The 25,321-nt window shown below is 62.3% G+C and carries 23 protein-coding genes; 10 read left to right on the top strand and 13 right to left on the bottom strand.

Features of this window, described 5'->3' with window-relative positions:
- Window position 1 precedes the first annotated feature (1 nt).
- Window positions 2-1,675 carry a bifunctional protein tyrosine phosphatase family protein/NAD(P)/FAD-dependent oxidoreductase gene (locus NNA36_RS02595; protein ID WP_255103940.1) on the bottom strand — a complete coding sequence of 558 codons (1,674 nt, stop codon included), beginning with the start codon at window positions 1,673-1,675 and terminating at the stop codon, window positions 2-4.
- A 163-nt stretch (window positions 1,676-1,838) separates the two neighbouring features.
- Here NNA36_RS02595 and NNA36_RS02590 point away from each other — a divergent pair, with 163 nt between their 5' ends.
- The 5 genes from NNA36_RS02590 (at window position 1,839) to NNA36_RS02570 (ending at window position 9,635) form a co-directional block, all read left to right on the top strand.
- Window positions 1,839-5,417, top strand: a complete 3,579-nt coding sequence (locus NNA36_RS02590; RefSeq protein WP_255103939.1) for a hydantoinase B/oxoprolinase family protein — start codon at window positions 1,839-1,841, stop codon at window positions 5,415-5,417.
- 110 nt (window positions 5,418-5,527) lie between these two features.
- Window positions 5,528-5,806 (top strand): hypothetical protein, encoded by a 279-nt coding sequence (locus NNA36_RS02585; protein ID WP_255103937.1) that lies wholly within the window; start codon window positions 5,528-5,530, stop codon window positions 5,804-5,806.
- Between the two features lie 121 nt (window positions 5,807-5,927).
- Complete coding sequence (gene mutL, locus NNA36_RS02580) at window positions 5,928-7,802, top strand: DNA mismatch repair endonuclease MutL (protein WP_255103935.1); 1,875 nt, start codon at window positions 5,928-5,930, stop codon at window positions 7,800-7,802.
- Window positions 7,799-9,151 carry a DNA recombination protein RmuC gene (locus NNA36_RS02575; RefSeq protein WP_255103933.1) on the top strand — a complete coding sequence of 451 codons (1,353 nt, stop codon included), beginning with the start codon at window positions 7,799-7,801 and terminating at the stop codon, window positions 9,149-9,151. Before mutL ends, NNA36_RS02575 begins: the two co-directional genes overlap by 4 nt.
- A 157-nt stretch (window positions 9,152-9,308) precedes the next feature.
- A complete protein-coding gene (locus tag NNA36_RS02570) occupies window positions 9,309-9,635 on the top strand; it encodes a DUF3775 domain-containing protein (RefSeq protein ID WP_255103931.1) in 327 nt (108 codons plus the stop codon).
- A 70-nt stretch (window positions 9,636-9,705) separates the two neighbouring features.
- Here NNA36_RS02570 and NNA36_RS02565 read toward each other — a convergent pair whose 3' ends face one another.
- On the bottom strand, window positions 9,706-10,299 hold the full coding sequence (locus NNA36_RS02565) for a TetR/AcrR family transcriptional regulator (protein ID WP_255103929.1): 594 nt from the start codon (window positions 10,297-10,299) through the stop codon (window positions 9,706-9,708).
- Window positions 10,300-10,410: 111 nt separating this feature from the next.
- Between NNA36_RS02565 and NNA36_RS02560 the strand changes: the two genes are divergently transcribed.
- Window positions 10,411-11,004, top strand: coding sequence for an NAD(P)H-dependent oxidoreductase (locus NNA36_RS02560; protein ID WP_255103927.1), 594 nt, complete (start codon window positions 10,411-10,413; stop codon window positions 11,002-11,004).
- Between the two features lie 46 nt (window positions 11,005-11,050).
- Here the strand turns inward: NNA36_RS02560 and NNA36_RS02555 are convergent, their stop codons facing one another.
- From NNA36_RS02555 to NNA36_RS02545, 3 genes are all read right to left on the bottom strand, one after another.
- A complete protein-coding gene (locus NNA36_RS02555) occupies window positions 11,051-12,193 on the bottom strand; it encodes a saccharopine dehydrogenase family protein (protein ID WP_255103926.1) in 1,143 nt (380 codons plus the stop codon).
- 129 nt (window positions 12,194-12,322) lie between these two features.
- Window positions 12,323-12,574 (bottom strand): SemiSWEET family sugar transporter, encoded by a 252-nt coding sequence (locus tag NNA36_RS02550; protein ID WP_255103924.1) that lies wholly within the window; start codon window positions 12,572-12,574, stop codon window positions 12,323-12,325.
- A gap of 3 nt (window positions 12,575-12,577) precedes the next feature.
- A complete protein-coding gene (locus NNA36_RS02545) occupies window positions 12,578-13,633 on the bottom strand; it encodes a saccharopine dehydrogenase (protein ID WP_255103922.1) in 1,056 nt (351 codons plus the stop codon).
- A 198-nt stretch (window positions 13,634-13,831) separates the two neighbouring features.
- Between NNA36_RS02545 and polA the strand changes: the two genes are divergently transcribed.
- Window positions 13,832-16,642: a DNA polymerase I gene (gene polA, locus NNA36_RS02540; protein ID WP_255103920.1), complete on the top strand. Its 2,811-nt coding sequence runs from the start codon at window positions 13,832-13,834 to the stop codon at window positions 16,640-16,642.
- Window positions 16,642-16,977, top strand: a complete 336-nt coding sequence (locus tag NNA36_RS02535; RefSeq protein ID WP_255103918.1) for a hypothetical protein — start codon at window positions 16,642-16,644, stop codon at window positions 16,975-16,977. The genes polA and NNA36_RS02535 overlap by 1 nt, the downstream gene beginning before the upstream one ends.
- Here the strand turns inward: NNA36_RS02535 and NNA36_RS02530 are convergent.
- Window positions 16,966-17,724 (bottom strand): hydroxypyruvate isomerase family protein, encoded by a 759-nt coding sequence (locus tag NNA36_RS02530; RefSeq protein ID WP_255103916.1) that lies wholly within the window; start codon window positions 17,722-17,724, stop codon window positions 16,966-16,968. The genes NNA36_RS02535 and NNA36_RS02530 overlap by 12 nt on opposite strands.
- Window positions 17,725-17,892: 168 nt before the next feature.
- Between NNA36_RS02530 and NNA36_RS02525 the strand changes: the two genes are divergently transcribed.
- Complete coding sequence (locus tag NNA36_RS02525) at window positions 17,893-18,819, top strand: DMT family transporter (protein ID WP_255103914.1); 927 nt, start codon at window positions 17,893-17,895, stop codon at window positions 18,817-18,819.
- Between the two features lie 3 nt (window positions 18,820-18,822).
- Here NNA36_RS02525 and NNA36_RS02520 read toward each other — a convergent pair whose 3' ends face one another.
- From NNA36_RS02520 to NNA36_RS02500, 5 genes are all read right to left on the bottom strand, one after another.
- Entirely contained in the window at window positions 18,823-19,482 is a 660-nt protein-coding gene (locus NNA36_RS02520) for an SDR family NAD(P)-dependent oxidoreductase (RefSeq protein ID WP_255103912.1), read from the bottom strand.
- A 68-nt stretch (window positions 19,483-19,550) separates the two neighbouring features.
- Entirely contained in the window at window positions 19,551-19,940 is a 390-nt protein-coding gene (locus NNA36_RS02515) for a hypothetical protein (RefSeq protein WP_255103911.1), read from the bottom strand.
- Between the two features lie 39 nt (window positions 19,941-19,979).
- Window positions 19,980-20,294 carry a 2Fe-2S iron-sulfur cluster-binding protein gene (locus NNA36_RS02510; RefSeq protein ID WP_255103909.1) on the bottom strand — a complete coding sequence of 105 codons (315 nt, stop codon included), beginning with the start codon at window positions 20,292-20,294 and terminating at the stop codon, window positions 19,980-19,982.
- Window positions 20,295-20,394: 100 nt separating this feature from the next.
- Complete coding sequence (locus NNA36_RS02505; RefSeq protein WP_255103907.1) at window positions 20,395-21,684, bottom strand: glutamine synthetase family protein; 1,290 nt, start codon at window positions 21,682-21,684, stop codon at window positions 20,395-20,397.
- Between the two features lie 12 nt (window positions 21,685-21,696).
- Entirely contained in the window at window positions 21,697-22,959 is a 1,263-nt protein-coding gene (locus NNA36_RS02500; RefSeq protein WP_255103906.1) for a cytochrome P450, read from the bottom strand.
- A 96-nt stretch (window positions 22,960-23,055) separates the two neighbouring features.
- Between NNA36_RS02500 and NNA36_RS02495 the strand changes: the two genes are divergently transcribed.
- Window positions 23,056-23,775, top strand: a complete 720-nt coding sequence (locus NNA36_RS02495) for a type 1 glutamine amidotransferase (RefSeq protein ID WP_255103904.1) — start codon at window positions 23,056-23,058, stop codon at window positions 23,773-23,775.
- Window positions 23,776-23,813: 38 nt separating this feature from the next.
- Here the strand turns inward: NNA36_RS02495 and NNA36_RS02490 are convergent, their stop codons facing one another.
- Together NNA36_RS02490 and NNA36_RS02485 are read right to left on the bottom strand one after the other, a co-directional pair.
- The gene (locus NNA36_RS02490) at window positions 23,814-24,464 is read right to left on the bottom strand and encodes a GntR family transcriptional regulator (protein ID WP_255103902.1); all 651 of its coding nucleotides are present in this window, start codon (window positions 24,462-24,464) and stop codon (window positions 23,814-23,816) included.
- Between the two features lie 39 nt (window positions 24,465-24,503).
- The gene (locus tag NNA36_RS02485; RefSeq protein ID WP_255103901.1) at window positions 24,504-25,277 is read right to left on the bottom strand and encodes an HpcH/HpaI aldolase/citrate lyase family protein; all 774 of its coding nucleotides are present in this window, start codon (window positions 25,275-25,277) and stop codon (window positions 24,504-24,506) included.
- Window positions 25,278-25,321 lie beyond the last annotated feature (44 nt).

Raw genomic sequence — 25,321 nt, 5'->3', positions numbered from 1 at the left:
GTTATTTGGCCGAGACTTTCTCGGGCTTGGCAAGCCATTCCTTGCCGCGCAGCATGGCCTTCCAGTAGACCGGCGGCAGGATTTGTTCCTTGAGAATCCAGGCCAGTGCCGAGGGGCGTTCGCCATTGATCAGCCACTTTGGCAGGGTCGGCAACAGGGTGCCGCCATAGCCGAATTCCGCCAGTACGATCTTGCCGCGTTCAACGGTGAGAGGGCAGGAGCCGTAACCGTTGTAGATGGCGGTCGGGGATTTTCCGGCGATGTCGTCGACCACGTTTTCCGCCACGATGGGGGCCTGCACGCGGGCTGCGGCGGCGGTTTTGGCATTCGGGGCGTTCATCACGTCACCCAACGACCAGATGTTATCGAATTCCTTGTGGCGCAGGGTGGATTGATCCACATCGACCCAGCCTGCCGAGTCGGCCAGTGGCGAGACACGGATAAAGTCGGGTGCGATCTGCGGCGGGCAGACGTGCATCATGTCGAATTCGCGGGTGATCGTCGTGGTTTCGGTGTCCGGTGCGGTGACTTCGAAGGTGGCGGTTTTGGCCGCGCCATCGACGGCGATCAGGTTGTGATGGAAGTTCAGCTTCGCATTGTAGCGCTGGATGTAGTCCATCAGCGCCGGGACATAATCCTTGATGCCGAACAGGGTGGGGTTGGCATTCATGAACTCGATGTCGATTTGCGGCAGGGTTCCCATGCGCTCCCAGTTGTTGGCCGAGAGATAGAGCGCCTTTTGCGGGGCGCCAGCGCATTTGATCGGCATCGGCGGTTGGGTAAAGAGGGCGCGGCCCTGTTTCAGGCCCTTGACCAGCTCCCAGGTGTAGGGCGCGAGGTCATAGCGATAGTTCGAGGTGACGCCGTTCTTGCCGAGGGTTTCGACAAGGCCCTCGACGCCATGCCAGTTCAGCTTTAGGCCGGGGCAGACAATCAGGCGATTGTATTTCACCACGCGACAGCCATCGAGGACGACTGCGTTGTCTTTCGGCTCAAACGCGGCGACGGCGGACTTGATCCAATGCACGCCTTTGGGGATCAGGCTGCCCATGGTCTTGGCGGTGGTTTCGGCATCAAAAATGCCGCCGCCGACCATTGTCCAGCCGGGCTGGTAGTAGTGGGTGCCGGCCGGATCAATGACCGCGATGTCGAGGCCCGGCTTGCGCGATGTCAGCGAGGCGGCCACGGCGATACCGGCCGCACCGCCACCGACGATCACCACGTCAAAGGCGGCGTCCGCAGTGTCGGTCGGGGTTTTGCCGCCGTTCACGATGCGGCGCACCACACCGGCCATATCGTAGCCGGCGGCCTGCGTTGCCTCGAGGATTTCGGCGGGCTTCATAGTGGCAGCCTGGGCCAAAGACCAGAGCGTTGCCGAGCGTGTACCGGTGCGGCAATAGGCGAAAACCGGTCCGGGAAGCTCCATCAGGGCGGTGCCAAATTCAGCCGCGCTTTCATCAGTGACCTTGCCAGAGATGACCGGCATGTGACGGCAGGTGAGACCGGCCTTTACGGCTTCGGCTTCGATCTCGTCAAAGGAGGGCTGGTCGGGGCCTTCACCGTCGGGGCGGTTGCAGATGATCGAACGGAACCCTAGCGCGGCGATGGTCTTTACATCGGCGGCGGTGATCTGCGGGGACACGGAAATCTGTTCGGAAATCTTCTTGGCGTCCATCGGTCATTCCTTTTGGTTTGGCCGGAAAGAGGCCGGTGATAGCGCGCGTTCTGGTCTCTTTAAGATGATGCCCGAATTTTGGGAAGGGTCCAAGGGTCGCAGGGGGCGTTGACATTGGTCGTCGAGGGGGTGAAGCCTTGGCCGGTAATTTGGGAGGCACGCTATGAGCGGACGTTGGGAATTCTGGATCGACCGGGGTGGCACATTTACCGATATCGTGGCGCGTCAGCCGGATGGCGGGGTTGTGACGCACAAGCTGTTGTCGGAGAACCCCGAACGCTATCGTGATGCGGCGGTGCAGGGCATTCGCGAGTTGATGGGCGCAGGCGCGACCTTTCCCGATGGCGGCATTCGCGCCGTCAAGATGGGCACCACGGTGGCCACCAATGCGCTTTTGGAGCGCAAGGGCGAGCGGGTTCTTCTGGTGATCACCAAGGGGTTCAAAGACCTGCTCAAGATCGGGTACCAGACCCGTCCGCGCCTGTTTGACCTCGAGATCAAGCGTCCGGACCTGTTGTATGAAGACGTGATCGAAATGGACGAGCGTCTTGATGCCGATGGCGGTGTCGTGAAGGCGCTGGACGAAGAGAGCCTGCGGGCTGCGATGCAGGCCGGATTTGACGGAGGTATCCGCGCGATCGCGATTGCAGGTCTGCATGGGTATCTGAACCCCGCCCATGAGGAGCGCGCCGCCGAGATGGCGCGGGAGATCGGCTTTACGCAGGTGTCGGTAAGTTCGGAAGTGAGCCGTCTGGCCAAGCTGGTGGGGCGGGGCGATACCACGGTTGTGGATGCCTATCTCTCGCCGATCCTGCGCCGTTATGTCGAACAGGTGGCGGGGGCGCTGGATATGGGGCGGGCCTGCGAGCGGCTGTTGTTCATGCAGTCTAATGGCGGCCTGACCGATGCCAGCCTGTTCCACGGGCGCGACGCGATCCTTTCGGGGCCGGCGGGTGGTATCGTGGGCATGGTCAAGACCGGCGAGGCGGCTGGTTTCGACAAGCTGATCGGGTTTGATATGGGCGGCACTTCGACCGACGTCAGCCACTATGCCGGTGATTACGAGCGATCGTTCGAGACCGAGGTGGCCGGGGTGCGGATGCGCGCGCCGATGATGGATATTCACACGGTTGCGGCGGGGGGCGGTTCGATCTGTTCGTTCCGTGATGGCCGGTACCAGGTGGGGCCGGAAAGCGCAGGGGCCGATCCGGGGCCGGCCTGTTACCGTCGTGGCGGGCCGCTGACGGTGACCGATTGTAACGTGATGCTGGGCAAGTTGAATCCGGATCACTTCCCGCATGTCTTTGGCATCAATGGCGATTTGCCGCTGGATGCGGAGGTCGTGCGCGAGAAGTTCACGGCGCTGGCGGCCGAGATTGCCGCGGCGACGGGCCAGCCGGAGCAGGCGCCGGAGGTGGTGGCCGAAGGGTTCCTGCGGATCGCGGTCGACAACATGGCCAATGCGATCAAGAAGATTTCCGTACAGCGCGGCCATGACGTGACGCAGTATACGTTGCAGTGTTTTGGCGGCGCGGGCGGGCAGCATGCCTGTCTGGTGGCGGATGCGCTGGGCATGAAGCGGGTGTTCATCCATCCGCACGCGGGCGTGCTGTCGGCTTATGGCATGGGGCTGGCAGAGATCCGGGCGATGCGCGAGGTGCAGCTGGATGCGCCGGTGGCGGATGCTGCTGCGGCGGCTGCGGCGCTGGCCGGGATCGAGGCAGAGGCCCGCGACGAGGTGGTTGCGCAGGGGGTGGAGCAGGTCCGGATCGAGGCGCGTGCGCATCTGCGCTATGACGGGTCCCACCAGGCGCTTGAGGTGCCGTTTGGGCCGGAGGCTGAGATGCGGGTGGCCTTTGAGGAGGCGCACAAGCAGCGGTTCGGTTTTGTCTCGCCAGAGCGGGGTCTGTTGTTCGAGATGATCTCGGTCGAGGCAATTGGCGAAACCGGCGAGGCGCCTTCGGCGGTCGTGTCCGAGGGCGATGGCGCGGCCAAAGCCATGATCGGTGTCCATGTCGGCGAGGCGTGGCAGGAGGTGCCGCTGTTTGATCGTGACACCCTTGGCGGGGCGGCCGTGGTCAAGGGGCCGGCGGTGATCACCGAGGCGACGGGCACCAACGTGATCGAACCCGGCTGGGAAGCGCGGGTGGATGGCCTTGGCAACCTCGTGGTGGAGCGCGTCGAAGACATGGCGCGGGCCAAGGCGGCGGGGACCGAGGCGGACCCTGTGTTGCTGGAGGTGTTCAACAACCTGTTCATGAGCGTGGCCGACCAGATGGGGGCAACGCTGGCCAATACGTCGTGGTCGGTGAACATCAAGGAACGGCTGGATTTCTCTTGTGCGATCTTTGACACCAATGGCGATCTCGTGGCGAACGCGCCGCATGTGCCGGTGCACCTTGGATCGATGGCCGAGTCGATCCGGACCGTGATGCGGCAGAACCCAGATGTGGCCGAGGGCGATGCCTTTATGCTGAATTCACCCTACAACGGCGGCACGCACCTTCCGGATGTGACGGTGGTGACGCCCGTGTTCCACGGTGGCGAGGTGGTGTTCTGGCTGGGCTCGCGCGGGCACCATGCCGATATTGGCGGCCGGACCCCGGGATCGGGGCCGCCGGATAGTACGCATATCGACCACGAAGGCGTGTTGATCGACAACGTGCGCCTTGTTGAACAGGGCGAATTGCAAGAGGCGCGGGCGCGGGATGTGCTGGCGTCAGGCACCTATCCGGCGCGTAATCCCGATCAGAACATGGCCGACCTCAAGGCGCAGGTTGCCGCGAACGAGACCGGGCGACGCGAGTTGTTGAAGGTAGTGGCGCAATACGGTCTGGACGTGGTGCAGGCCTATATGGGCCACGTTCAGGACAATGCCGAAGAAAGCGTGCGCCGCGTGATCGACCGTCTGAACGACGGGGCGTTCAGCTATCCGATGGATAGCGGTGCACAGATCGAGGTGAAGGTCTCGGTTGATCGTGAGGCGCGTGAAGCGGTGATTGATTTCACCGGAACCAGCGCGCAGCACGCGGGCAACTATAATGCGCCGCTGTCGATTTGCCGTGCGGTGGTTCTTTATGTTTTCCGGACGATGGTCGGGGCGGAAATCCCGCTGAACGAAGGCTGTCTGAAACCCCTCAGGATCGTTGTGCCGGACGGGTCCATGTTGAACCCGGTCTATCCGGCGGCCGTGATCGCGGGGAATACCGAGGTCAGCCAGGCCACCTGTAACGCGCTTTATGGCGCGCTGGGCGTGATTGCCTGTTCGCAGGCGACGATGAACAACTTCATCTGGGGCAACGCGGACTTCCAGAACTACGAGACCATCGCCGGAGGCACCGGTGCCGGGCCGGGCTTTAACGGGTGTGACGCGGTGCAAAGCCACATGACCAACACCCGCATGACCGATCCGGAAATCCTTGAGAAACGGTTCCCCGTGCGGCTTGAGGAGTTCGGGATTCGCGCTGATTCCGGAGGCGCCGGAGAGTGGCGTGGCGGCGAAGGATCGTGGCGCCGGATGCGGTTCCTTGTGCCTGTGACGGTGACGACGCTGACCTCGCACCGCATTGTTCCGCCCTACGGTGTGGACGGTGGTGCGGCCGGGGGCGTCGGTGTGAACTGGGCCGAAATGCCGGATGGGCAACGTGTTGATCTCAAAGGAAACGACGAGATCGAACTGCCCGCAGGCGGCGTGTTCGGCATGGCGACGCCGGGCGGTGGTGGTTGGGGCAAGGCAGGGTGAAATCCCTGCCTGTTCCCGGTTTGATTTCAGGCCTGATTTCGGGCCGAATTTGACAGAAATGCAAAAAAGGCGCAGCCTTGAGGCGGGTGTTTCGTATCGGGAGACGCGCCATGTGGCTGCGCAAACTGATCATCTATCTGATCGCCATCGGCCTCTGTGGGGCCGGTCTTGGGTTCTTTGCCGGACAGGCGTCGTTGGGGTATCGCACTGGCGATGCAGAGGCGATTTTCGCGGGGCTTTTCGTGGGTGGATTGCTGGGGTTTGCGGGCATTGCCCTGATCGTACTGGCACGCCGCAAACCATTGCAATCGGTTGACCCCGACGCGGTTGTCGCGACCTCGCTTGCGATGGTGATCGGCAGTGAGAGCGGTTCGGACAGCGGCGACTGAGCAGGGCCGAAACAGCGTTTGACAACACCCTTTCCAACGTGGGATGAGCGGCGCAGCGGTTACAATTTCCGCCGCCATTGCCTGTGGCAGAATCAAGCGCGACTATGCTAGGTTTTGCGGTATGTCCCAGCCTGACCCCAAAATAAGCCAAAATCGGCCGGTTATCCGGCAACTTGACGATGCCGAGATCAACCGGATTGCCGCCGGTGAAGTGGTGGAGTGTCCGGCCTCGGCGGTGAAGGAACTTGTCGAGAATGCGCTGGATGCCGGTGCGCGGCGGATCGAGGTGGCCTATGCCGATGGTGGCAAGACCCTGATCCGTGTGACGGATGATGGGTGCGGGATTGCCGAAGAGGATTTGCCGCTGGCCCTGTCACGCCATGCGACCTCGAAAATTGACGGGTCGGACCTGCTGGATATTCACACCTTCGGGTTTCGGGGCGAGGCGCTGCCGTCCTTGGGGGCGGTGGGCCGGTTGTCGATTACATCGCGGGTGCCGGGAGCGGACGCCGCGGTGATCACGGTGGATGGCGGCAAGATGGCGGCGGCGAAACCCGCGGCCCTTTCGAACGGCACCATCGTCGAGTTGCGCGACCTGTTCTTTGCCACGCCGGCGCGGTTGAAATTCATGCGCTCTGATCGGGCCGAGGCACAGGCGATCACCGATGTGGTGAAGCGGCTGGCGATGGCCGAACCTTTCGTGGGGTTCGTGCTGCGCGATGTGTCGGGCGGGGGCGAAGGGAGGATCACCTTTCGGGCCGAAGCCGAAAGCGGCGACCTGTTCGATGCGCTGCACGGGCGGCTGGCGCGGATCATCGGTGCCGAGTTCGCCGAGAACGCCTTGCGCATTGATGCCAGCCGCGAGGGGCTGCACCTGACCGGGTATGCGGCGTTGCCAACCTATTCGCGCGGGTCGAACGTGGCGCAGTACCTGTTCGTGAACGGGCGGCCGGTGAAGGACAAGTTGTTGGTGGGGGCGCTGCGGGCGGCCTATTTCGATTTCCTGAGCCGCGACCGGCATCCGGCGGCGGCGCTGTTCATCGAATGCGACCCGCATCTTGTGGACGTAAACGTGCATCCGGCGAAATCCGAAGTGCGGTTCCGCGATCCGGGGACGGCGCGGGGCCTGATCGTGAGTGGTTTGCGCCATGCGCTTGCCGAGGCGGGGCATCGGGCCTCGACGACGGTGGCGGGCGCGACGCTTGGCGCGATGCGGCCAGAGCCTATGGGCGGTCCGGCGCGGGTTTACCAGATGGATCGGCCTTCGCTGGGCGCCCGTACGGTAGCGTATGGAATGCAGGCGCCGGCACCGGTGGTTGAGCCGGGGTTTGCTGATCTGTCGGAAAGCTATAGCGCGCGGGTTGAGCCGGTGGTTGATGTGGCCGCGCCCGAGGCGCAGGAGGCCCCGACCGAGGCTCTGCCGCTTGGGGCTGCGCGAGCGCAGGTGCACGAGAATTATATCATCGCCCAGACCGAGACGGGCATGGTGATTGTCGATCAGCACGCGGCGCACGAGCGGCTGGTCTATGAGCGGCTCAAGACCCAGATGGCCGAAAACGGTGTCGCCGCGCAGGCGTTGCTGATCCCCGAGATCGTTGAGCTTTCGGATGGCGATTGCGCGCGCTTGCTGGCGGTGGCGGAGGAGCTGTCCAAGCTGGGTCTGACCATCGAGGCCTTTGGTGGCGGGGCTGTTGCGGTGCGCGAGACGCCGGCGATCCTTGGTGAGGTGAATGCGCGGGCGATGGTGCTGGATATCCTCGACGAGCTGGATGACCAGGGCGAGAGCTTTCTTGTGCAGGCGCGGATCGAGGCGATCCTCAGCCGTGTGGCCTGTCACGGGTCGATACGGTCGGGGCGGCGGATGCGGGCGGACGAGATGAATGCCCTGCTGCGCGAGATGGAAGCGACGCCGCATTCCGGGCAATGCAACCACGGGCGGCCGACCTACGTGGAATTGAAACTGAGCGATATTGAAAGGCTGTTCGGGCGGACATGATTGATTTTGCGGATCCCCAGACGCAGGAATACCTGTTGATCGGTGCCGGTGTGGGCGTGGCGCTTATCCTGCTGATGCTGTGGGCGATGTTGCGCCGGGCGCGGCAGTCGGCGGCGGCCACTCAAGGGGTGCTGAACCAGCTGTCGGGCATGGGGCAGCGGGTGGATCAGCTTGCGCTTGGGCAGGAGCAGCTGGGCGGCAGCCTGAGCACGGTGGCGCAATCACAGGCGCAGGCGCAATCGCAGATCACCAACCTGATGGAACAGCGGCTGGGCGAGGTGCAGTTGAACCTGCATGAGAACCTTGCCAAGGCACAGCGCAGCACGGGCGAGAACCTTGCGCATATGCAGCAAAACATGGCGGACACGCTGGCGGCGCAGCAGCTCAAGCTGTCGGAGACGCTGGGCCAGAGCCAGATGCGGTTGCAGGAGAACATGGCGGATCTTCAGTTGAAGACGAACCGCGCGCTGAACGATATGCAGGCCAAGATGAACGAAAGCCTGATGGGCAACGCCAAGCGCACCGCGACCTCGCTGACGGCGTTGCAGGAGCGGCTGTCGACCATCGACAAGGCGCAGGAAAATATTACCAAGCTGTCGGGCGATGTGCTGTCGTTGCAGGATATCCTGTCGAACAAACAGACGCGCGGGGCCTTTGGGGAAATCCAGTTGAACGACATCGTGTCCAAGGCTCTGCCGAAAGACAGCTATTCGCTGCAACATACGCTGCCGAATGGTAAGCGGGCCGACTGTCTGATCCACCTGCCGAACCCGCCGGGGCCCATCGTGATCGACTCGAAGTTTCCGCTGGAAGCCTATGAGGTGATGGTAGGGGCCGAGACCGAGGCAGAGCTCAAGGCCGGTATCCAGATGTTCCGCACGTCGGTGCGTAAGCACGTGAAGGACATTTCGGAAAAATACATCCTTGAAGGGGTTACGGCGGATGGTGCGCTGATGTTCCTGCCGTCGGAAGCGATCTATGCCGAGTTGCACGCCAAGTTTCCGGAGCTGGTGCAGGAAGGGTTTGCGGCGCGGGTCTGGATCGTGTCGCCGACCACCTGCATGGCGACGTTGAACACCATGCGGGCGATTCTGAAAGACGCGCGGATGCGGGAACAGGCCGGTGCGATCCGTCGCGAGCTTGGCTTGCTTTATTCGGATGTGGAACGGCTTGGGACGCGGGTCGAGAACCTTGACCGGCACTTCGGGCAGGCGGCCAAGGACATTTCCGAGATCAAGATCAGCGCCGACAAGGCGGGCCGTCGGGCGCGTCGTCTGGACAATTTCGACTTTGAGGAACTGGCCCCCGAAGAGACCAAGGTTGTGCCGCTGGCCAAGCCGGACGCGTGATGTTTGCACGCTGACGCAGCCCAAAGTGCAGCTGTTGTCCCCCTTGCGGCATGGCAAGATTAAAGATGCGAACCACGAATTGATTTGCGAAAGATCAAGGACGGGGGGCATATTTATCTGTGCAATAGGGGCACAGAACTAATGGAGGCCTAAGACTATGCTTGAAATTTCGCCGTGGAAGGTTGCGCAGGTGGTGCTGATGTCCCGCGAGCTTAACCGCGCCGAGGGCGAGCTCAGGGGCTTCATCGAACGCTTGAATGAAGATGAGCAGGCGAGCCTTGTCGCCGTGATGTGGATCGGCCGTGACAGCTTTATGGCGGACGAGTTGGAAGAGGCGATCGAAACCGCGAAGGCGGAGGCGACGGCCCCGACTGCCGACTATCTTCTGGGATCGCCACACCTGTCGGACCACCTTGAGAACGGGATGGATGCCCTTGGCATCAACCTTTCCGACGAAGAGGATGAACTTGTCCGTCGCGGATGAGGGACCTTCGGCGTGATGCGCCGGAAAATATGAATGATTTCAGGCCCGTGTCAGGAAGTGACGCGGGCTTTTACGTTGCCTTGCCCGCCGCGGATGGCAGCAGCCAAGCGTCGAGGTAGGTTTCCAGCCGGTCGCGCACCGTGACCGCATTGTGCAGGGAACAGAACATCAGGGAAATCGCCTGAATGGCAAAGGCCTGCACGCCTTCGGCCTGAAGTTCAGGTGAGATGTCCTGCCGGAAGGGTGTGTTGGAGAGCCACTTGGTCACGACCTCGGCATGGCGGCCGAAGGTCATGGCAATCGGGCCGATTTCTTCGTTGGCGGCGGCGCCGGAGTAGCGGATGATCACGTCGAAGACATAGCGTTCGCAGCTCATGAAATCCGCAAGCGGCATCAGCGCGTCGACCATCTCGGAAATGGATTTTGGCGCGGAAAGGGATTCGATCTGGTCGAGGTGACGGTCGATCTCGGCCCCGATCAGTTGATCCATCAGGGCATCCTTGTCCTTGAAATGCGCAAAGAAGGTGCCCTTGGCGACACCGGCGCGCAGGACAACTTCTTCCACGCGCAAAGCTTCGTAGCCGCTTTCGGAAACGACGGCGGTGGCCGCGTCCAGAAGTTTGGCGCGGGTCTTGAGGGTGCGTTGTTGGATTGCTCTGGCCATGGGGTGTCATCGCATGATTTGTGACCGTGGTCAAATTTAATATTGACCGCGGTCAATTTTGAGGGCAATAAAAGTGACCATGGTCAATTTAATGGAATCATGGAGAGCCTCATGACTGTGAAACGGATTTTTGTTCTGGACGGACACCCTGCGGAAACCTCGCTGACGGGAAGCCTTGCCGAGAGCTATGCAAAGGCGGCGCGGGATGCCGGCCACGAGGTGCGGATGACGCGTCTGCACGACCTCGACTTTGACCCGGACTATGGGTTCGGCGGCTACGTGAACCAGAAGCCGCTGGAGCCGGGGTTGGAGAAGGTGTTGCAGGACATCGAATGGTCAGAGCACGTGGTGCTGGCGACGCCGGTCTGGTGGGGCGGGTTGCCGGCCAAGCTCAAGGGGCTCGTGGATCGGGCGTTCCTGCCGGGGCGGACGTTTGATACGCGCAACCCGACCAAGCTGGGGTTGCCGGGGCCGATGCTGAGCGGGCGCACGGGGCGGGTTCTGATGCTGTCGGATACGCCGAACTGGGTGTTCCGCCTGTTGTATCGCAATGCGCTGATGGTGCAGCTTCGGGGTCAGATCCTTGGCTTTGTGGGCATTCGTCCGCTGAAGATCACGCAGTTCAGTGGCACCAGCCATCCCGAACAGCGGGTGATCGGCAAGTGGTTGAAAAAAGCCGCTGCCATGGGGGCGGCAGCGGCTTGAGGTTTTTGGGAGGGGAGTGCCCCTTTGGTGGGGCACTCTTTGGCGATCAGGCGGTGTGATCGACGATCTGCAGGTGCTGGGCGAGGGTGTCGATTTCCTTGAGCCAGCGGGTGAACAGCTTGGGATCGCTGGGGGCGGCATGCACGCCGGCAGCGATTTCTCGGTTCAGGACGGATTCGACGGCCAGCGATACCGGGATCGACACGAGGCGGGCCATGGCGGTGCCGCGTTCGTCGCCCCAGGCGTCCATGACGTAGGTCTTGTTCCAGACCTCTTTGCCGTCGTTTTCGGCCTTGAGGCCAACGCAGAGCACGACGCGATCCGGTTCGCCGTCGTCATAGGCGTTCTCGTTCCAGAACTGATCGGACATTTCCTTGAGGCGGGCGTCGCCTTCGGGGCCGGAGAGGGTTTCGATTTCCTTGAAGACCTCGTCCCAGGCTTCGGCCCAGCCGTTCAGGCGCAGGGTGCCGCGGACGAATTCTTTGACGTTCCAGTCCGCGTCGAAGTTGTAGTCTTCCATGAAGGGGATGGAATCGCGGTTGGGGTAGACTTCGAAGCTTTCCGGTGCCGGCAGCGGGGCGATGTAGGACGAGATCGCATCCCACGGGCGGGCCACGTCGAGCGGGGCGAAATCGCGGATCGAGCGGGAGGGCGAGCGCAGGGCCTTGAGCACGCCGAGCGGCGACCAGCTGAATTTGTACCGGAACGGGTTGGGGTGTTTCGGGATGCCGCCGCAGTAGGAAATGAACGAAATCGCGTTGCTGACGTCATAGGCGGAAGAGGCCTTGTAGTCGGCGACAAGGGCGTGGGCCATCAGGTGGTCGATGCCCGGGTCAAGGCCGACCTCGTTCACGCAGGCGACACCGGCGGCGCGGGCTTTCTCGTCCAGCGCCTTCATCTCGGGGGCGATGTAGGAAGACGAGACGAAGTTCGCGCCCTTGGCGATGCAGAGTTCGGCCAGCGGCACGTGCCAGTCGCCCGGCAGCATGGAGACAACCACGTCGTCTGCGGCCAGTTCGCCGCCAAGCACGTCGATGTCGAAGGCCTTGATCTTGTCGGTCAGATCGCCAACCGCCTCTTGGGCCTTGTCGACGGTCCGGTTCCAGACGGTCACGTCCTGGCCTGCCTCGATCAGGCGGCGCAGGCCGGGGATGGCCGACAGGCCGGTGCCACACCAGTGAATGGTCATGAGTCTCGCTCCCTAAAGCGTTTCGATCTTTGAACTGGAACGCAGCTTGAGCGTGAAACGCGGACGACTTCAATAGGTTCCATGAAAAACGGCACGACGGTCACAGGGGTGTCGCGCCGATTTGTGGGATTATTTGTACTTTAGCTTGGCCGCAACGATGGTGAGAACGGCGGTCACGGCAAAGATGTTGGCCACGATGATGGGCCAATCGACGACCATCAGCCCGTAGACCAGCCACAAGGACACGGTGATCAGGAACATCAGGTTCGACGGCAGCGACAGCCCCGAGGTGTCACGAGTGGACCAGGCCTTCCACGCTTGGGGGATCCAGCAGATCGTGCCAAGGGTTGCGGCGAGGTAGCCGATGATCTCGGGGCGCATGTCTCAGAGATCCTTGCTGTGGGTTTGGAAATCCGCCTCGGCGCGGGTCCAGACGCCGTCGGACAGATCGTCAACCTTGAGCAGGGTGGCGAGCAGCTGTTCGGCGTAGTCTTCCGAGGATTCGACCGGCAGCATCGAGGGTAGGTTGTCGATGGCCATGACATCGAGAACCGGTGCCTCGTGGACGCGCAGGGCCGGGGCCTCCCAGGTGGTGGCCTTGTCGTAGACCGGCACCGGGTTGTAATCGCTGTCGGGATCGCAGGCGACATCGCCGATCGCGGTGAGCTGGCGCTCGGCGGATTTGGCATCTTGCGGGACGAACACCGGCGTGCCGGGACGTGCGAAAATGCAGTTCATGAAGATGTCGTGCTGCAGGATCTCGGGGAACGGGCCGCCGCTGGCGGTTTCGGCCATGTCCCATTTGGTCACGGCAACACCCATGGTTTCAAGAAGGTCGGCGGCACCGGTGCCGACGCGGCCCAATGCCCCGATCACGATGGCGGTCGGCAGGTCTGTATCCAGTGCGTCGAGTTCGCTGCCGAGATCGTCGAGAAGCGTGTCCTTGTTGGCATAGACACCCACCGGCCCGCAGAGCGTGCCGCGTTGTTGCGCGGCCCAGGATTTGAGGGTGACAGCAGCGCCGGCATAGCCCGCCCAGTAGCCAAAGGCGGCGACGCGGCGGCCGGTGTCATCAACGAGATATTCGAGATCGTAGAGCGTGCCGCCCCCGGCCTTGAAACGCTTGAGCAGGGCAACGCCGGAATGCTGGCCCTTGTAGGCGTGGCCGAACATGATGTGCTTGTGGGGCAGCGGCGTGCCGTCTTCGGGCAGTTCCTTGAGGCCGAAGATGATCGCGTCGCGCGGGGCGTCGGGCCAGGTGTTTTCCGGCGCGATGTCGCAGCCCGCATCACGGTAGCCGTCAATCGGGATGGCGCGGACCGAGCTTTCCTCGACGGTGACGCGGATGCCCTTGGCAATCAGCTGTTTCGCGCCTTCGGGGGTGAGCCCGACACGTTCTTCGTTTGGCCGTTGTTCGGCGCGTACCCATAGATGAGTCATCTGCGATCCCTCTCAATTGCGGGCATGGTAAATCAGCCCTTCGAGAGCTTGGCAAGGGGGGCGCTGCCCCCCTTGGACCCCCTGGAGTATTTTGGGTGCATTGAAGCGGGCAGGAGGTGGCAATGCAAAAGATTGCGACTGGCACCTTGGGGGAGAGCATGGCAGAACGGGACAGGAACAGGTTACAGGAGGCGCGACATGGAAACCGGTTTTGGCAAAGGGTGCCATCTGCATCTGATTGACGGTTCGGCGTTCATCTTTCGCGCCTATCACGCCCTGCCGCCGCTGACGCGCAAGTCGGATGGCCTGCCGATTGGCGCGGTTGCGGGGTTTTGCAACATGCTGCACCGCTATGTCGAGGGCAACACCGGACCGGATGCCCCCACCCACGTGGCGGTGATCTTCGACTATTCCGGCAAGTCGTTCCGCAACGAGATTTATGATCTCTACAAGGCCAATCGCCCGCCCGCGCCGGAGGATCTTGTTCCGCAGTTCCCGCTGACCCGCGAGGCGACCAAGGCCTTCAATATCGCCTGCAAGGAGATCGAAGGTTTCGAGGCAGATGACATCATTGCCACGCTGGCCTGTCAGGCGCGTGAAGCCGGGGGGCGGTGTACGATCATCAGTTCGGACAAGGACTTGATGCAGCTTGTGGGCGGTGGCGTCGAGATGCTGGACGCGATGAAGAACAAGCGGATCGACAGCGACGGCGTGCACGAGAAGTTTGGCGTCGGACCGGAGCGCGTGGTGGATGTGCAGGCGCTTGCCGGCGACAGCGTCGATAACGTGCCCGGTGCGCCGGGGATCGGGATCAAGACTGCGGCGCTGTTGATCAATGAATATGGCTCGCTGGAAGAGTTGCTGGATCGGGCGGAAGAGATCAAACAGCCCAAGCGCCGTCAGACGTTGATCGAGAAGCGCGACCAGATCGAGATGTCGAAACGGCTGGTGCAGTTGGATTGTGACATGGAGCTGGATTTCACGCTGGAAGACCTTGAGGTCAGGGAGCCGGAGCCGGAAGTCCTCATGCATTTCCTGGCCGATATGGAATTCCGCACCCTGAGCAAGCGGATTGCCGAGCAGATCGGGGTTGAAGCGCCGGTGATTGCCGAAGCCCCTGCGGGGGCTGCGCCTGCGGGCGGGGCGGATGCGCCGGAGGACAAGCCGTTTGACGCCGAGGCCTATGAGTGGGTCAAGGACCGGGCCGCGCTTGAGACCTGGGTCGCGAAGGCGCGGGCGCGGGGGTATGTGGCGGTGGACACCGAGACCACCGGCCTTGACGAGATGGTGGCAGACCTGGTGGGGGTCTGCCTGTCGGTGGAGCCGGGCGAGGCCTGCTATATCCCTGTTGGCCACGTGAAGGGCGCGAGTGACGATCTGTTTGGCAGTGACGAGCTGGCCGAGGGGCAGATGCCGCTGGACGAGGTGCTGGAGGTTCTGAAGCCTGTGTTGGAGGATGAAAGCATCCTCAAGATTTTCCAGAACGCCAAGTATGACTGCAAGATCCTGAAACGCTATGGGGTGCAGGTCGCGCCGATTGATGACACGATGCTCTTGAGCTACGCGCTGCACGCGGGGATGCACGGGCACGGTATGGACCAGTTGGCGGAACGCTATCTCGGGCATCAGCCGATCTCGATCAAGACGCTGTTGGGGACGGGGAAATCCGCGATCACCTTTGACAAGGTGCCGATTGAGGATGCGGTGAAATATGCCGCCGAAGATGCCGACGTGACCCTGCGCCTGTGGCAGATGTTCAAGCCGAAGCTGCACCAGGAGCAGGTGACCACGGTGTATGAGACGCTGGAGCGGCCCCTGTCGCCGGTGCTGGCGCAGATGGAGATGCATGGCATCAAGGTGGATCGCGACACGCTGAGCCGGATGTCGAATGCCTTTGCCCAGAAGATGGCAGGATACGAGGCCGAGCTTTACGAGTTGGCAGGCCATGAGTTCAACGTGCAGTCGCCGGCGCAGGTGGGGGCGATCCTGTTCGAGGAAATGGGCCTTGAAGGCGGCAAGAAGACCAAGACAGGGCAATGGTCGACCCCGGCGGATGTGCTTGAGGAACTGGCCGCGACCCATGATTTCGCGGCGCGGGTTCTGGACTATCGCCAGTTGCAGAAGTTGAAGTCGACCTACACGGATGCGCTTCAGGACCATATCAACCCCGAGACGGGTCGGGTGCATACATCCTACGTGCAGACCGGCGCCAACACCGGGCGGTTGGCCTCGTCTGATCCGAATCTGCAAAACATACCGATCCGTACGGAAGAGGGGCGGCGCATTCGCGAGGCGTTTGTGGCGGATGAGGGCAAGGTTCTTATCGCGCTGGACTATAGCCAGATCGAATTGCGTATTCTTGCCCATATGGCGGGGATTGATGCGCTGAAACAGGCGTTCCGCGACGGGCACGACATTCACGCGATGACTGCGAGTGAGATGTTCAACGTGCCGCTCGACGAGATGACGTCGGATATCCGGCGGCAGGCGAAGGCGATCAACTTTGGTGTGATCTATGGCATTTCGGCCTTTGGTCTGGCGCGCAACCTGCGGATTCCGCGCGGCGAGGCGCAGGACTTTATCAGCCGTTATTTCGAACGCTTTCCCGGCATTCGGACCTACATGGACGAGACCAAGGCCTTTGCGAAAGAAAACCTGCATGTGCAGACGCTGTTCGGTCGCAAGATCCATATGCCTGAGATCAATGCCAAGGGGCCGCGGGCCGGGTTTGCGCAGCGGGCGGCGATCAACGCGCCCATTCAGGGCACGGCGGCGGATATCATTCGCCGGGCCATGATCCGGATGCCCGAGGCGATTGCGGACCTGCCTGCGAAGATGTTGTTGCAGGTGCACGATGAACTTGTCTTTGAAGTCGACGAAGGCGCGGTGGAAGAGACCATTGCAACCGCCAAGGCGGTGATGGAAGCGGCGGCGGAACCGGCGGTCAAGCTGGACGTGCCGTTGATCGTGGATGCCGGAACCGGCGCGAACTGGGCGGAGGCGCACTGATGCCACATGCAGACCTGAAATATTCGTCGGACCTCGACTTTGACGCGCAGGAGGTGCTGCGCGCGATCGAGACCACCATCAATGCCCATGATGCGGGGGCGGGTGTGTGCAAGGGGCGGGCCTATCCTGCTGCCGTGTTCCATCACACGCATCTGTTGGTCGAAGTCTCGCTGTTGACCAAGCCGCATCGCGATGCCGCCTTTACACGGGCGTTGCGGGATGATCTTGAGGCGGCGGTGAAGACGCATCTGCGGCAGCGGTGCTATTTCTCGATGGCCATCCACTATAGCGACGACTTTTACCTGACCAATGTTTTCGAGCCGTCAGCGGGCTGAGTGCAGCCAGGCGAGGCCCTTGGTTGTCTCTGCGGCGGGGAAGTACTCGGCGGAGACAAAACCGGAGTAGCCGGTTGTATCCAAGTGGGTGAAGAAGGCCGGGTAGTCGATATCACCCCCAGTGGGTTCATGACGTCCGGGGGCGCCCGCGATCTGGATGTGCGTGGCGCGGTGGCCGTGTCGCGCCCATGTGGCGGGCATGTCCCCGGTGATGCGGTGGGCGTGGTAGGCATCGAATTGCAGGGCGAGATTGGGGGCGGCCACGGCGTCAAGAATGTCGGCGGCCAGATCGAAATCGTCGAGGAAATAGCCCGGAATATCGTGGGTGTTGATCGGTTCGATTGTCAGCGGTTGTTCGGGCACGCGGCCTGTTGCCCATTTCAGGTTGTCGATCAGGGTTTGTTTTGCCTCGGGGCCCGACGCCAGACCGGACATGATGTGGATGATAGGCGTGCCAAGGCCCCGCGCATAAGCAAGGGCCTGTTCGAACCCTTCGCGAAATCGGGCTTCGGCACCGGGAATGGCCGCGCAGCCGCGACCGCCGGTGTCCCAGTCGGGGGCCGGGGTGTTGATCAGGATCAGCGGCAGGTTGGCCGTGTCGAGGGCTGATTTCAGATCGCCTATCGCGGCGGCGTAGGGGAACAGCATTTCAACACCGTCAAAGCCGGCATCGCGCGCGGCGGCAATCCGGTCGAGCAGCGGAACCTCGGTAAAGAGGAGGGTCAGGTTGGCGGCAAATCGGGGCATGAGGCTGTCCTTTTCGGCGGTATTTGGGCCGGAGCGGCGGATCGGTGCAAGGTCTGAAACCGACATGCTGTCGAAAATGAGACAGAAGTGACAGGGGATTAAAGGCATTTTTTGACTCAACGGTCGCATTTTCGACCGCCTTCTGATTCGACAGTTCGAGGTGCGGGTATGTCCATGACAAACCCTGGCTCTGCGCGGGTGCAAACCGCCGGCGCAAGCAGCGTGTTTTCCGGCAATGCGCTTGGCGTGGCGTCCATGTTTACATGGGCCTGCGGGTTTCCTGCTGCCGAGATTTTGCTGGAGAACTGGCCACCTTTGGCGTTGATCGCAGCGCGTTTCGCCCTTGCCGTAACACTTCTTGTGCCGGTCTGGATCCTGATGGACGGCCCGCGTGCGGTGGTGTCGGCGCGCTGGGGCAAGGGGGCGATCATCGGAGGGCTGACCTTTGGCGCCGGGGCCTATCTGTTGCTGCTGGCACAGGCTTTGACCGATCCGGTGACGGTGGCGATCATCGCCTCGACCTCGCCCATTTCGGCGGCTCTGATCGAGGTGATATCCCGGACCCGCAAGATCAACAGGGCGTTTCTGGTCGGGCTTGCGGCCTCGGTTGTGGGCGGCATCGTGGCGACGGCGAATGGGGATCTTGGCGATATCGGGATCGGTGCCGCGGCGGTGGTCGTGTCCTGCACGTTGTTCGCCATCGGCAGCCACGCAACCGTCACCGCCTTTCCGACCCTGTCACAGATCGGGCGCACGACAATCACCCTTGCGGGCGGCCTGATGTTCAACGCGGTGGCCCTGTTGGCTACGCACGCGGCCGGGTTTGATGTGCTGCCCAAAGGGGTGGTGGATGGCACGCAGATGGGGTTGATGGCCATTTACGCGATTGCGGGCATGGCATTGAGCCAGCTGATGTGGATTGCCACCGTGGGCCGCCTTGGTGTGGCAGTGGCCTCGTTCCACATCAATGTTGCGCCGTTCTACGTCATGCTTCTGATGCTGGGTCTGGGCGCGACCTGGGACTGGCAACAGGCCGCCGGAGCGGCCATCGTGATTGCCGGCGTGGTGGTCGCGCAGAAGCGGCCACGGCGCTAGGCCTTACCACGCGATTTCACGGCGATCCCGGAAGAAACCGCCGCTTGGCCCGGTGTCGGGCAGGGTGGCAAGCCAGATGGCGGTGTCTGCGCCCTCTTCGGGGGTGCGGGGTGCTGCGCTGCCGCCCATGCGGGTGTGCACCCAGCCCGGACACATGGCGTTGACTTTCACCCCTCGTGGCAGGTGATGATTGGCGGCAACGGTGAGGGCGTTCAGGGCCGCCTTGGCGACACCGTAGGCACCGGGACCGGCCACCCCGTCCGAGAACGCGCCCCAGCCCGAAGACAGGTTCACGATACGGCCATAGCCCGCCGCACCCATCTGGGGCACGACATGGCGCATGAGGTGGTAGGGGCCGTTCACCATGACGGCCATGCAATCGGCAAAATCCTGTGGGTCGTCCAGGACGCCGCCGCTGTTGAGGATACCAGCGTTGTTGACCAGAACGTCGATCGAGCCGACCTGTTCGAGGGCGGCCGTGATGCTCTGGGGATCGGACACGTCGAGAACAACATGGTTCGCGCCGATCACCTGCGCCGCTGCCTTGCCATCAGACGCCTGGCGCGCCCCGATGATAACGTCGAGCCCCTGATCCTTGAGGCCCTTGGCGATGGCAAGGCCGATGCCCCTGTTGCCGCCGGTGACAAGTGCTTTGCGTGGCATCTTCGCGCCCCCTTATTGGTTCCTGTTGCGGTTCCAATGTCGGGAGGGCGGGGGCGCGATACAAGGCCCTAGCGCACGTCGCGCCGCCAGAGGTCGGTCAGAACGATGAGATAGGCGCCGATCAGGATAGTCTGAATCCAGTAGGGCAGGGTGCTTTGCCCCTCGGTCAGAACGCTGGCCAGGGCATCGGACATGTTGACCGAGGCAAGACCAAGGACGGTCAGGGCCATGACGATCAGGGCGGCGGGCACGGCCTCGCGGCTTTTGGACGCCAGCCAGAACAGCGCGATATAGGCGGTCACGGCAAAGGAGATGATCTTGTCCTGATAGGCGTGAAAGGGCGTGTCGTAGTAGACGAACAACAGCGGCTGTTTCATGCCGAAGAAATGGGCCAGTGACATGCAGCAGAAATAGGCCACTCCGGCAAGAAAGGCATAGCGGGTGAGGGGAGAGTTCATGGGCGCGTTTCCTGTGTGAGGGGGCAGGGCCCCTTGGTGTCAGGGCTGGGGAACGATGAGGACGAGGCCGTCGAGCGCGTCGCTCGCCTCGATCTGACAGGACAGGCGCGAGGCGTCGGTGCGCTCGGCCTCGGCCACGTCGAGCATGGCGTCTTCGAAATCGTCGGCACTGCCGGTTTTGTCGAGCCAGGCCCCGTCGACATAGACGTGGCAGGTGGCGCAGGAGAGGCAGCCGCCGCATTCTCCGATCACGCCGGGAATGTTTTTGTCGACCGCGGCCTGCATCATGTTGGTGCCATTGGCGATCTCTGCGGAGATTTCAGTGCCGTCGGCGAGTTTCCAGGTGGCTTTCATTGGGTGGCTCCTTGGGGATGAGGGGGGCGGGCAAAACCTTGGGAAAGGTTTTGCGAGGGGCAGGATTTTCGAGAAAATCCTGCCTGCCGAAGTGTTGGGATCAGACGAAGTAAACGTAGAAGTCGCGCAGGGCGTCGCCCTCGAGATCGCGGGTTTTCTTGACCTCTTTCTCTTTCATGTAGACGTGGTTATCGACCAGCGTCCGGCCCAATGCGTCGGCCAGAACCGTGTCGGCCTTGAGGTCTGCTGTGGCGCCCTTGAGGTCCATCGCGCAGCTTTCCTTGGCGTCATTCTTTTCGAACCCGTCCCCGGTTTCGATCGGCTGGAGGTCATAGCCGTTTTCCACACCCAGACGGGCGGCGGTCAGGACTGCAGCAGTGGCCGTGTAGGGGTTCGATGTGGCATCGGCCATGCGGTGTTCGAGACGCGATTTCGGGCCGCCTTCCGAGCTGATGCGGGTGGTCACGTTGCGGTGGTCGCCGCCCCAGTTTTTCCAGAACCCCGAGAGCGAGCCCGGTTGCAGGCGCTGGTAGCTGTTTGCAGTGGGCGCGATGAGACCGGCGAGGCCCTTGTGGTGATGCAGCAGACCCGCGAGGCATCCGCGCGACAGATCGTTCAGGGTTTCCGGCAGGTTGCGCGGCCCCGACGACAGAGCATTGCCGCCCGACACATCGGAGAAGGAGAAGTTGATGTGCATCCCCGAGCCGCCCGCTTCGGCGATGGGTTTGGGCATGAACGACAGGATGATGCCGTGTTCCAGCGCGATCTCGCGCGCCATAAGGCGGAACAGGACGATATCGTCCACAGCCTGAACCGCGTTGTCGAAGGTGAGGGTGTATTCGAACTGGGGCGCGTCGAATTCCGAGGTGATCATGTCGAGGCGGAAGCCCAGCTGATCGGCCTTTTCCCAGATCGCATCGTTGAAGCGCATCGGATCGGACAGGGGGCCGGTGCCATAGACCACGCCGCCGGGCGTGTCGTAGGGGCGCAGGTTGCCATCTTCGTCGGCTTGCAGGGCGTAGGCCTCGAGTTCGATGCCAACCTTGGGGGTGAGCCCCTTTTCTTCCCAGGCGGCCACAGCGCGTTTCAGGGTGCCGCGCGGACACAGCGGCAGCGGCGCACCTTCGTGGTCATAGAGGTCGCCCAGCACGATCTTGGTATGCGGGTCCCAGCTGTCGCGGATGTCATCGTGTTTCCAGCGCAGTTCCATGTCGGGGAGGCCCTGCATCATCATCGCCCCCGGCGCGTCGAGCAGATCCTTGTCGTAGTGGACGCCAAAGGTGGAGCGGCAGAAACGGGTCTCGGAGTCGGCCAGCTTGGAATGCGGCAGGTACTTGCCCCGCATGATGGACAGGTGGTCACAGAAAACGGCGCGCAGACGGTCTTTCATCCTTGGCCTCCCTTATTGCAGTTGGATGCGGACGGGGAGTTCCTTGATCCCGCCGACAAAGTTGGAGCGCAGGAATTTGTGCTCTCCGTTAGGTTCTATTGTTTTGAGGCGTTTGCATAGTTCCTGAAACAGAACCCGGACCTCGAGGCGGGCCAGCCACATGCCAAGGCAGACATGCGGGCCGGACTGGCCAAAGGACATGTGCTTGTTCGGGCTGCGCAAAAGGTTGACGCGGAAAGGATCGTCGAAGACGGCATCATCACGGTTGGCCGAAGACCACCAGAACAGCACCTTGTCGCCTTCTTTCATCTGCTTGCCGTGTGCCTCGAAATCCTGCGTGAGCGTGCGGCGGAAGTAGAGGGCGGGTGTGGCCCAGCGGATGATTTCGTCGGGTGCCAGTTCCCAGAGATCATCGCCGCCCTGCTGCATCTGCGCGAGCAGTTCAGGTTGGTGGGCGAGGGCCTGGATACCGGCGGCGATCGAGTAGCGCGTGGTGTCGTTGCCGGCGGCGACCAGCAGGCAAAAGAAGTTGCGGAACTCTTCCTCCGAGATCACGTTGCCATCCTTGTCGGGTTGCAGGATCAGGTGCAGGATGCCGTTGGTGTCGCCGGTCTCATTCTTATGCGCCATCAGCTCTTTTGCGTATTGGAACAACTCGGCACCGGCGGGCGAGTTGAAGGGCATCATGCGGAATTCATCCGTCGTCATCTTGTCGAGGACGTGGTCGGTGAAATCCGGGTCGGTGTTGGCGATGAGGGCATCACCCTTTTCGACCAGCCACGGCAGGTCTTTCTCCGGCGTGCCAAGGATGCGGCCGAGCATGAGCATGGGCAGTTGGCGGGCGATGGCCTTGGTGGCGTCGAATTCGGTTTCCGAAAGCGCGACGTCGAGAATCTGGTTCGAGAGGTCACGCAGGTCCTGTTCGAAACCTGCCACAACCGGTTTCGAGAAGGCCTTGGCCACCTTGATGCGGGTCAGCATGTGTTCGGGCGGGTCGATCTCCTGAAAGGTGCGCCGCGCGAGGTATTCCTCATACGACTGGTCTTCCATGCGGATGCCACGGGCCGAAGAGAAGACCGCGAAATTGCGGTTCATCTCGGTGATGTCCTGGTGGCGGGTGATCGACCAGAAACCCTGACCGTCGGCGTAGTCGGTCCAGCTGACCGGATCTTCGTCGCGCAGGCGCTTGAAGGTATTGTGCGGTGCACCACTGGCAAACGTGTCGTGGCTGGTCAGATCGGCGTGGCCGTTATCGGTGGGTGTCCAGACAGTCATACAAGCTGCCTCCCTTGCTGGCTTGTTTACTTGCTTTGTTATGTATATATATGGAGATCATAAATATGCAAAATGAAAAATTCGGAGAGCCCGGAAATGCGACTTGCGATCCTCATGACCAATACCGACGAAAGCGATTTTGCACAGGCGCGACCCAAGGATGGTGAAAAATTCGCCACCCTCGTGAAAGAGCAGCGCCCGGCGTGGGACTGCGAGGTGTTCGCGGTCAAGGATGGGGAATTTCCCGAGGATATTCAGGCCTTTGACGGGGCGATGATCACCGGCAGCCCGGCTTCGGTGCATGATGACGCGGCCTGGGTGTCGCAGCTATTCGATCTGATCCGAGAGATGGACGCGGCACAACTGCCCGTTTTCGGGGCATGTTTCGGCCATCAGGCGATCGCGCTGGCGCTGGGCGGGGCCGTGGGGCGCAATCCTGAGGGTTGGGTGCATGGATTTGCCCTGACCGATTCGGTGGGTGCGCTGCCGTTCGGGGAGCGGCCCGCGCAGGTGGGGCTTTATGCCAGCCATATCGAGCAGGTGACCGAGCTGCCCGAAGGCGCGGAGGTCGTGGCCTCGGGGCCAGGGTGTCGCGTGGGGGGCTACCTCAAGGGGCGGCACATATTTACCACGCAGTATCACCCCGAGATGACAGACGGGTTCATCGCCGACCTGGTGGAGTTCACGGCGGACTATGTCGGGGAAGAGGTCACGGCGGCGGCGCGCGAGTCGCTTAAGAACACCGCAGACCGGGATGTCTTCGGGCGGCAGATCGTGCAGTTTTTCGAATGGGCGCGGGATGGCAAATCCTTCTAGAAGGATTTTCGGGGGCGAGAATTTTCGAGAAAATTCTCTTAGCTGAGCACCGCGAGCAGATCCATCGCGGTGACCTGATCGAACTGGACGTGGCGGGCCATGCGGTATTCGGCGGCCTCGGCGTCTCGGGCGGTGATCAGGGTGGCGATTTCGCGGTGTTCGCGGGCGGAATCGGCGATGGCACCGACGTATTGATAGCGGGCGCGGTAGTAGGCCATCAGCTTGCGGGCGTTGGTCTTGATCATCTCGAGCAGGAAGGGATTGCCCGCTGCGACGGCAACGATTTCGTGGAACCGCATGTTCAGCTGGTAATAGGCGTCCGGATCGGCATCGCCCTTTTCGGCGGCGTGTTTTTCGCAGGAACGCACGATGTCTTCGAGCTGTTCTGCATGGTCGCGTGACAGGCGGCGGGCGGCGAGGCCGGCGGCTTGCCCTTCCAGCTTGGCGTGCACTTCCAGGATGGCGAGGAATTCTTCCAGGGTCGGTTTGAAGACCACCGCCCCCTTGCGGGGCAGGCGGGCAATCAGGCCTGCGGTTTCAAGCTGGATCATGGCTTCACGCATGGGCGTGCGGGACACGCCCAGACGATTGGCCAGCGCGGTTTCGTCAATCCCGTCGCCGGGATTGAGGGTGCCGGATTCGATGTCGCCAAGGATGGCGTTGATGATGGTGTCTGTCTGGCCTGCCATGTGGCCTTTATCGACGTTCGGCCGCGCCTTTGTCCAGCCTCAGAGCAAGTCTTTGGCGTCGCTCGACAATTTGCGAAGGCCCTTGGCAAGGAAAACCGTGTCTATGCCGACGGCGACGAAGGTCGCGCCAAGGTCGAGATAGGTTTTCGCCGAAGCAAGGTCCTGGGTCAGGATGCCGGCGGCCTTGTCGCTGGCGGCGATCTTCTGGATGGCGGCGGCGATGGCCTTCTGCACTTCGGGGGCGTTGGCGTTGCCGGGATAGCCCATGTCGGCCGAGAGGTCGGCCGGGCCGATAAAGACGCCGTGTACACCGTCCACGGCGAGGATGTCATCGAGGTTGTCCAGCGCGGCGCGGCTTTCGGCCTGCACGATCAGGCAGACCTCGTCATTTGCGGTGGCGACATAGTCGGCGATGGCGGCAAACCGCGAGACCCGCGCGCCCGACGCGCCCATGCCCCGGATGCCCTTGGGCGGATAGTACATGGCGGCGGCCATTTCGCGGGCCTGTTCGGCGGTATCGACCATCGGCACCAGAACCGTCTGTGCGCCGGCATCGAGAACCTGTTTCACCATCCATGCCTCGCCAAAGGGGATACGCACGACCGGGTGGCTGTCGGACCCGTTCAGCGCCATCAGGGAGTCGCGCAGGCTGCGGATGTCGTTGGGGGCGTGTTCACTATCGACCACCAGCCAGTCAAAGCCGGTGGTGCCGATCAGTTCGGTGATCCCCGCGTCGGCGGCGGTGACCCAGAGGCCGATTTGCGGCTGTTTGGCGGCGATGGCGTCTTTGAAAAGGTTCTTGGGCGCGGGCATGGCTGGCTCCTTGAGGGCACGGGTTTGGCCACATCTGACTGTGT

Source organism: Shimia sp. CNT1-13L.2, assembly GCF_024331145.1.
Taxonomy (GTDB): Bacteria; Pseudomonadota; Alphaproteobacteria; order Rhodobacterales; family Rhodobacteraceae; genus Shimia.
The sequence above is the reverse complement of the archived record's forward strand: the minus strand, read 5'-3'. Positions and strand labels throughout refer to the sequence as shown.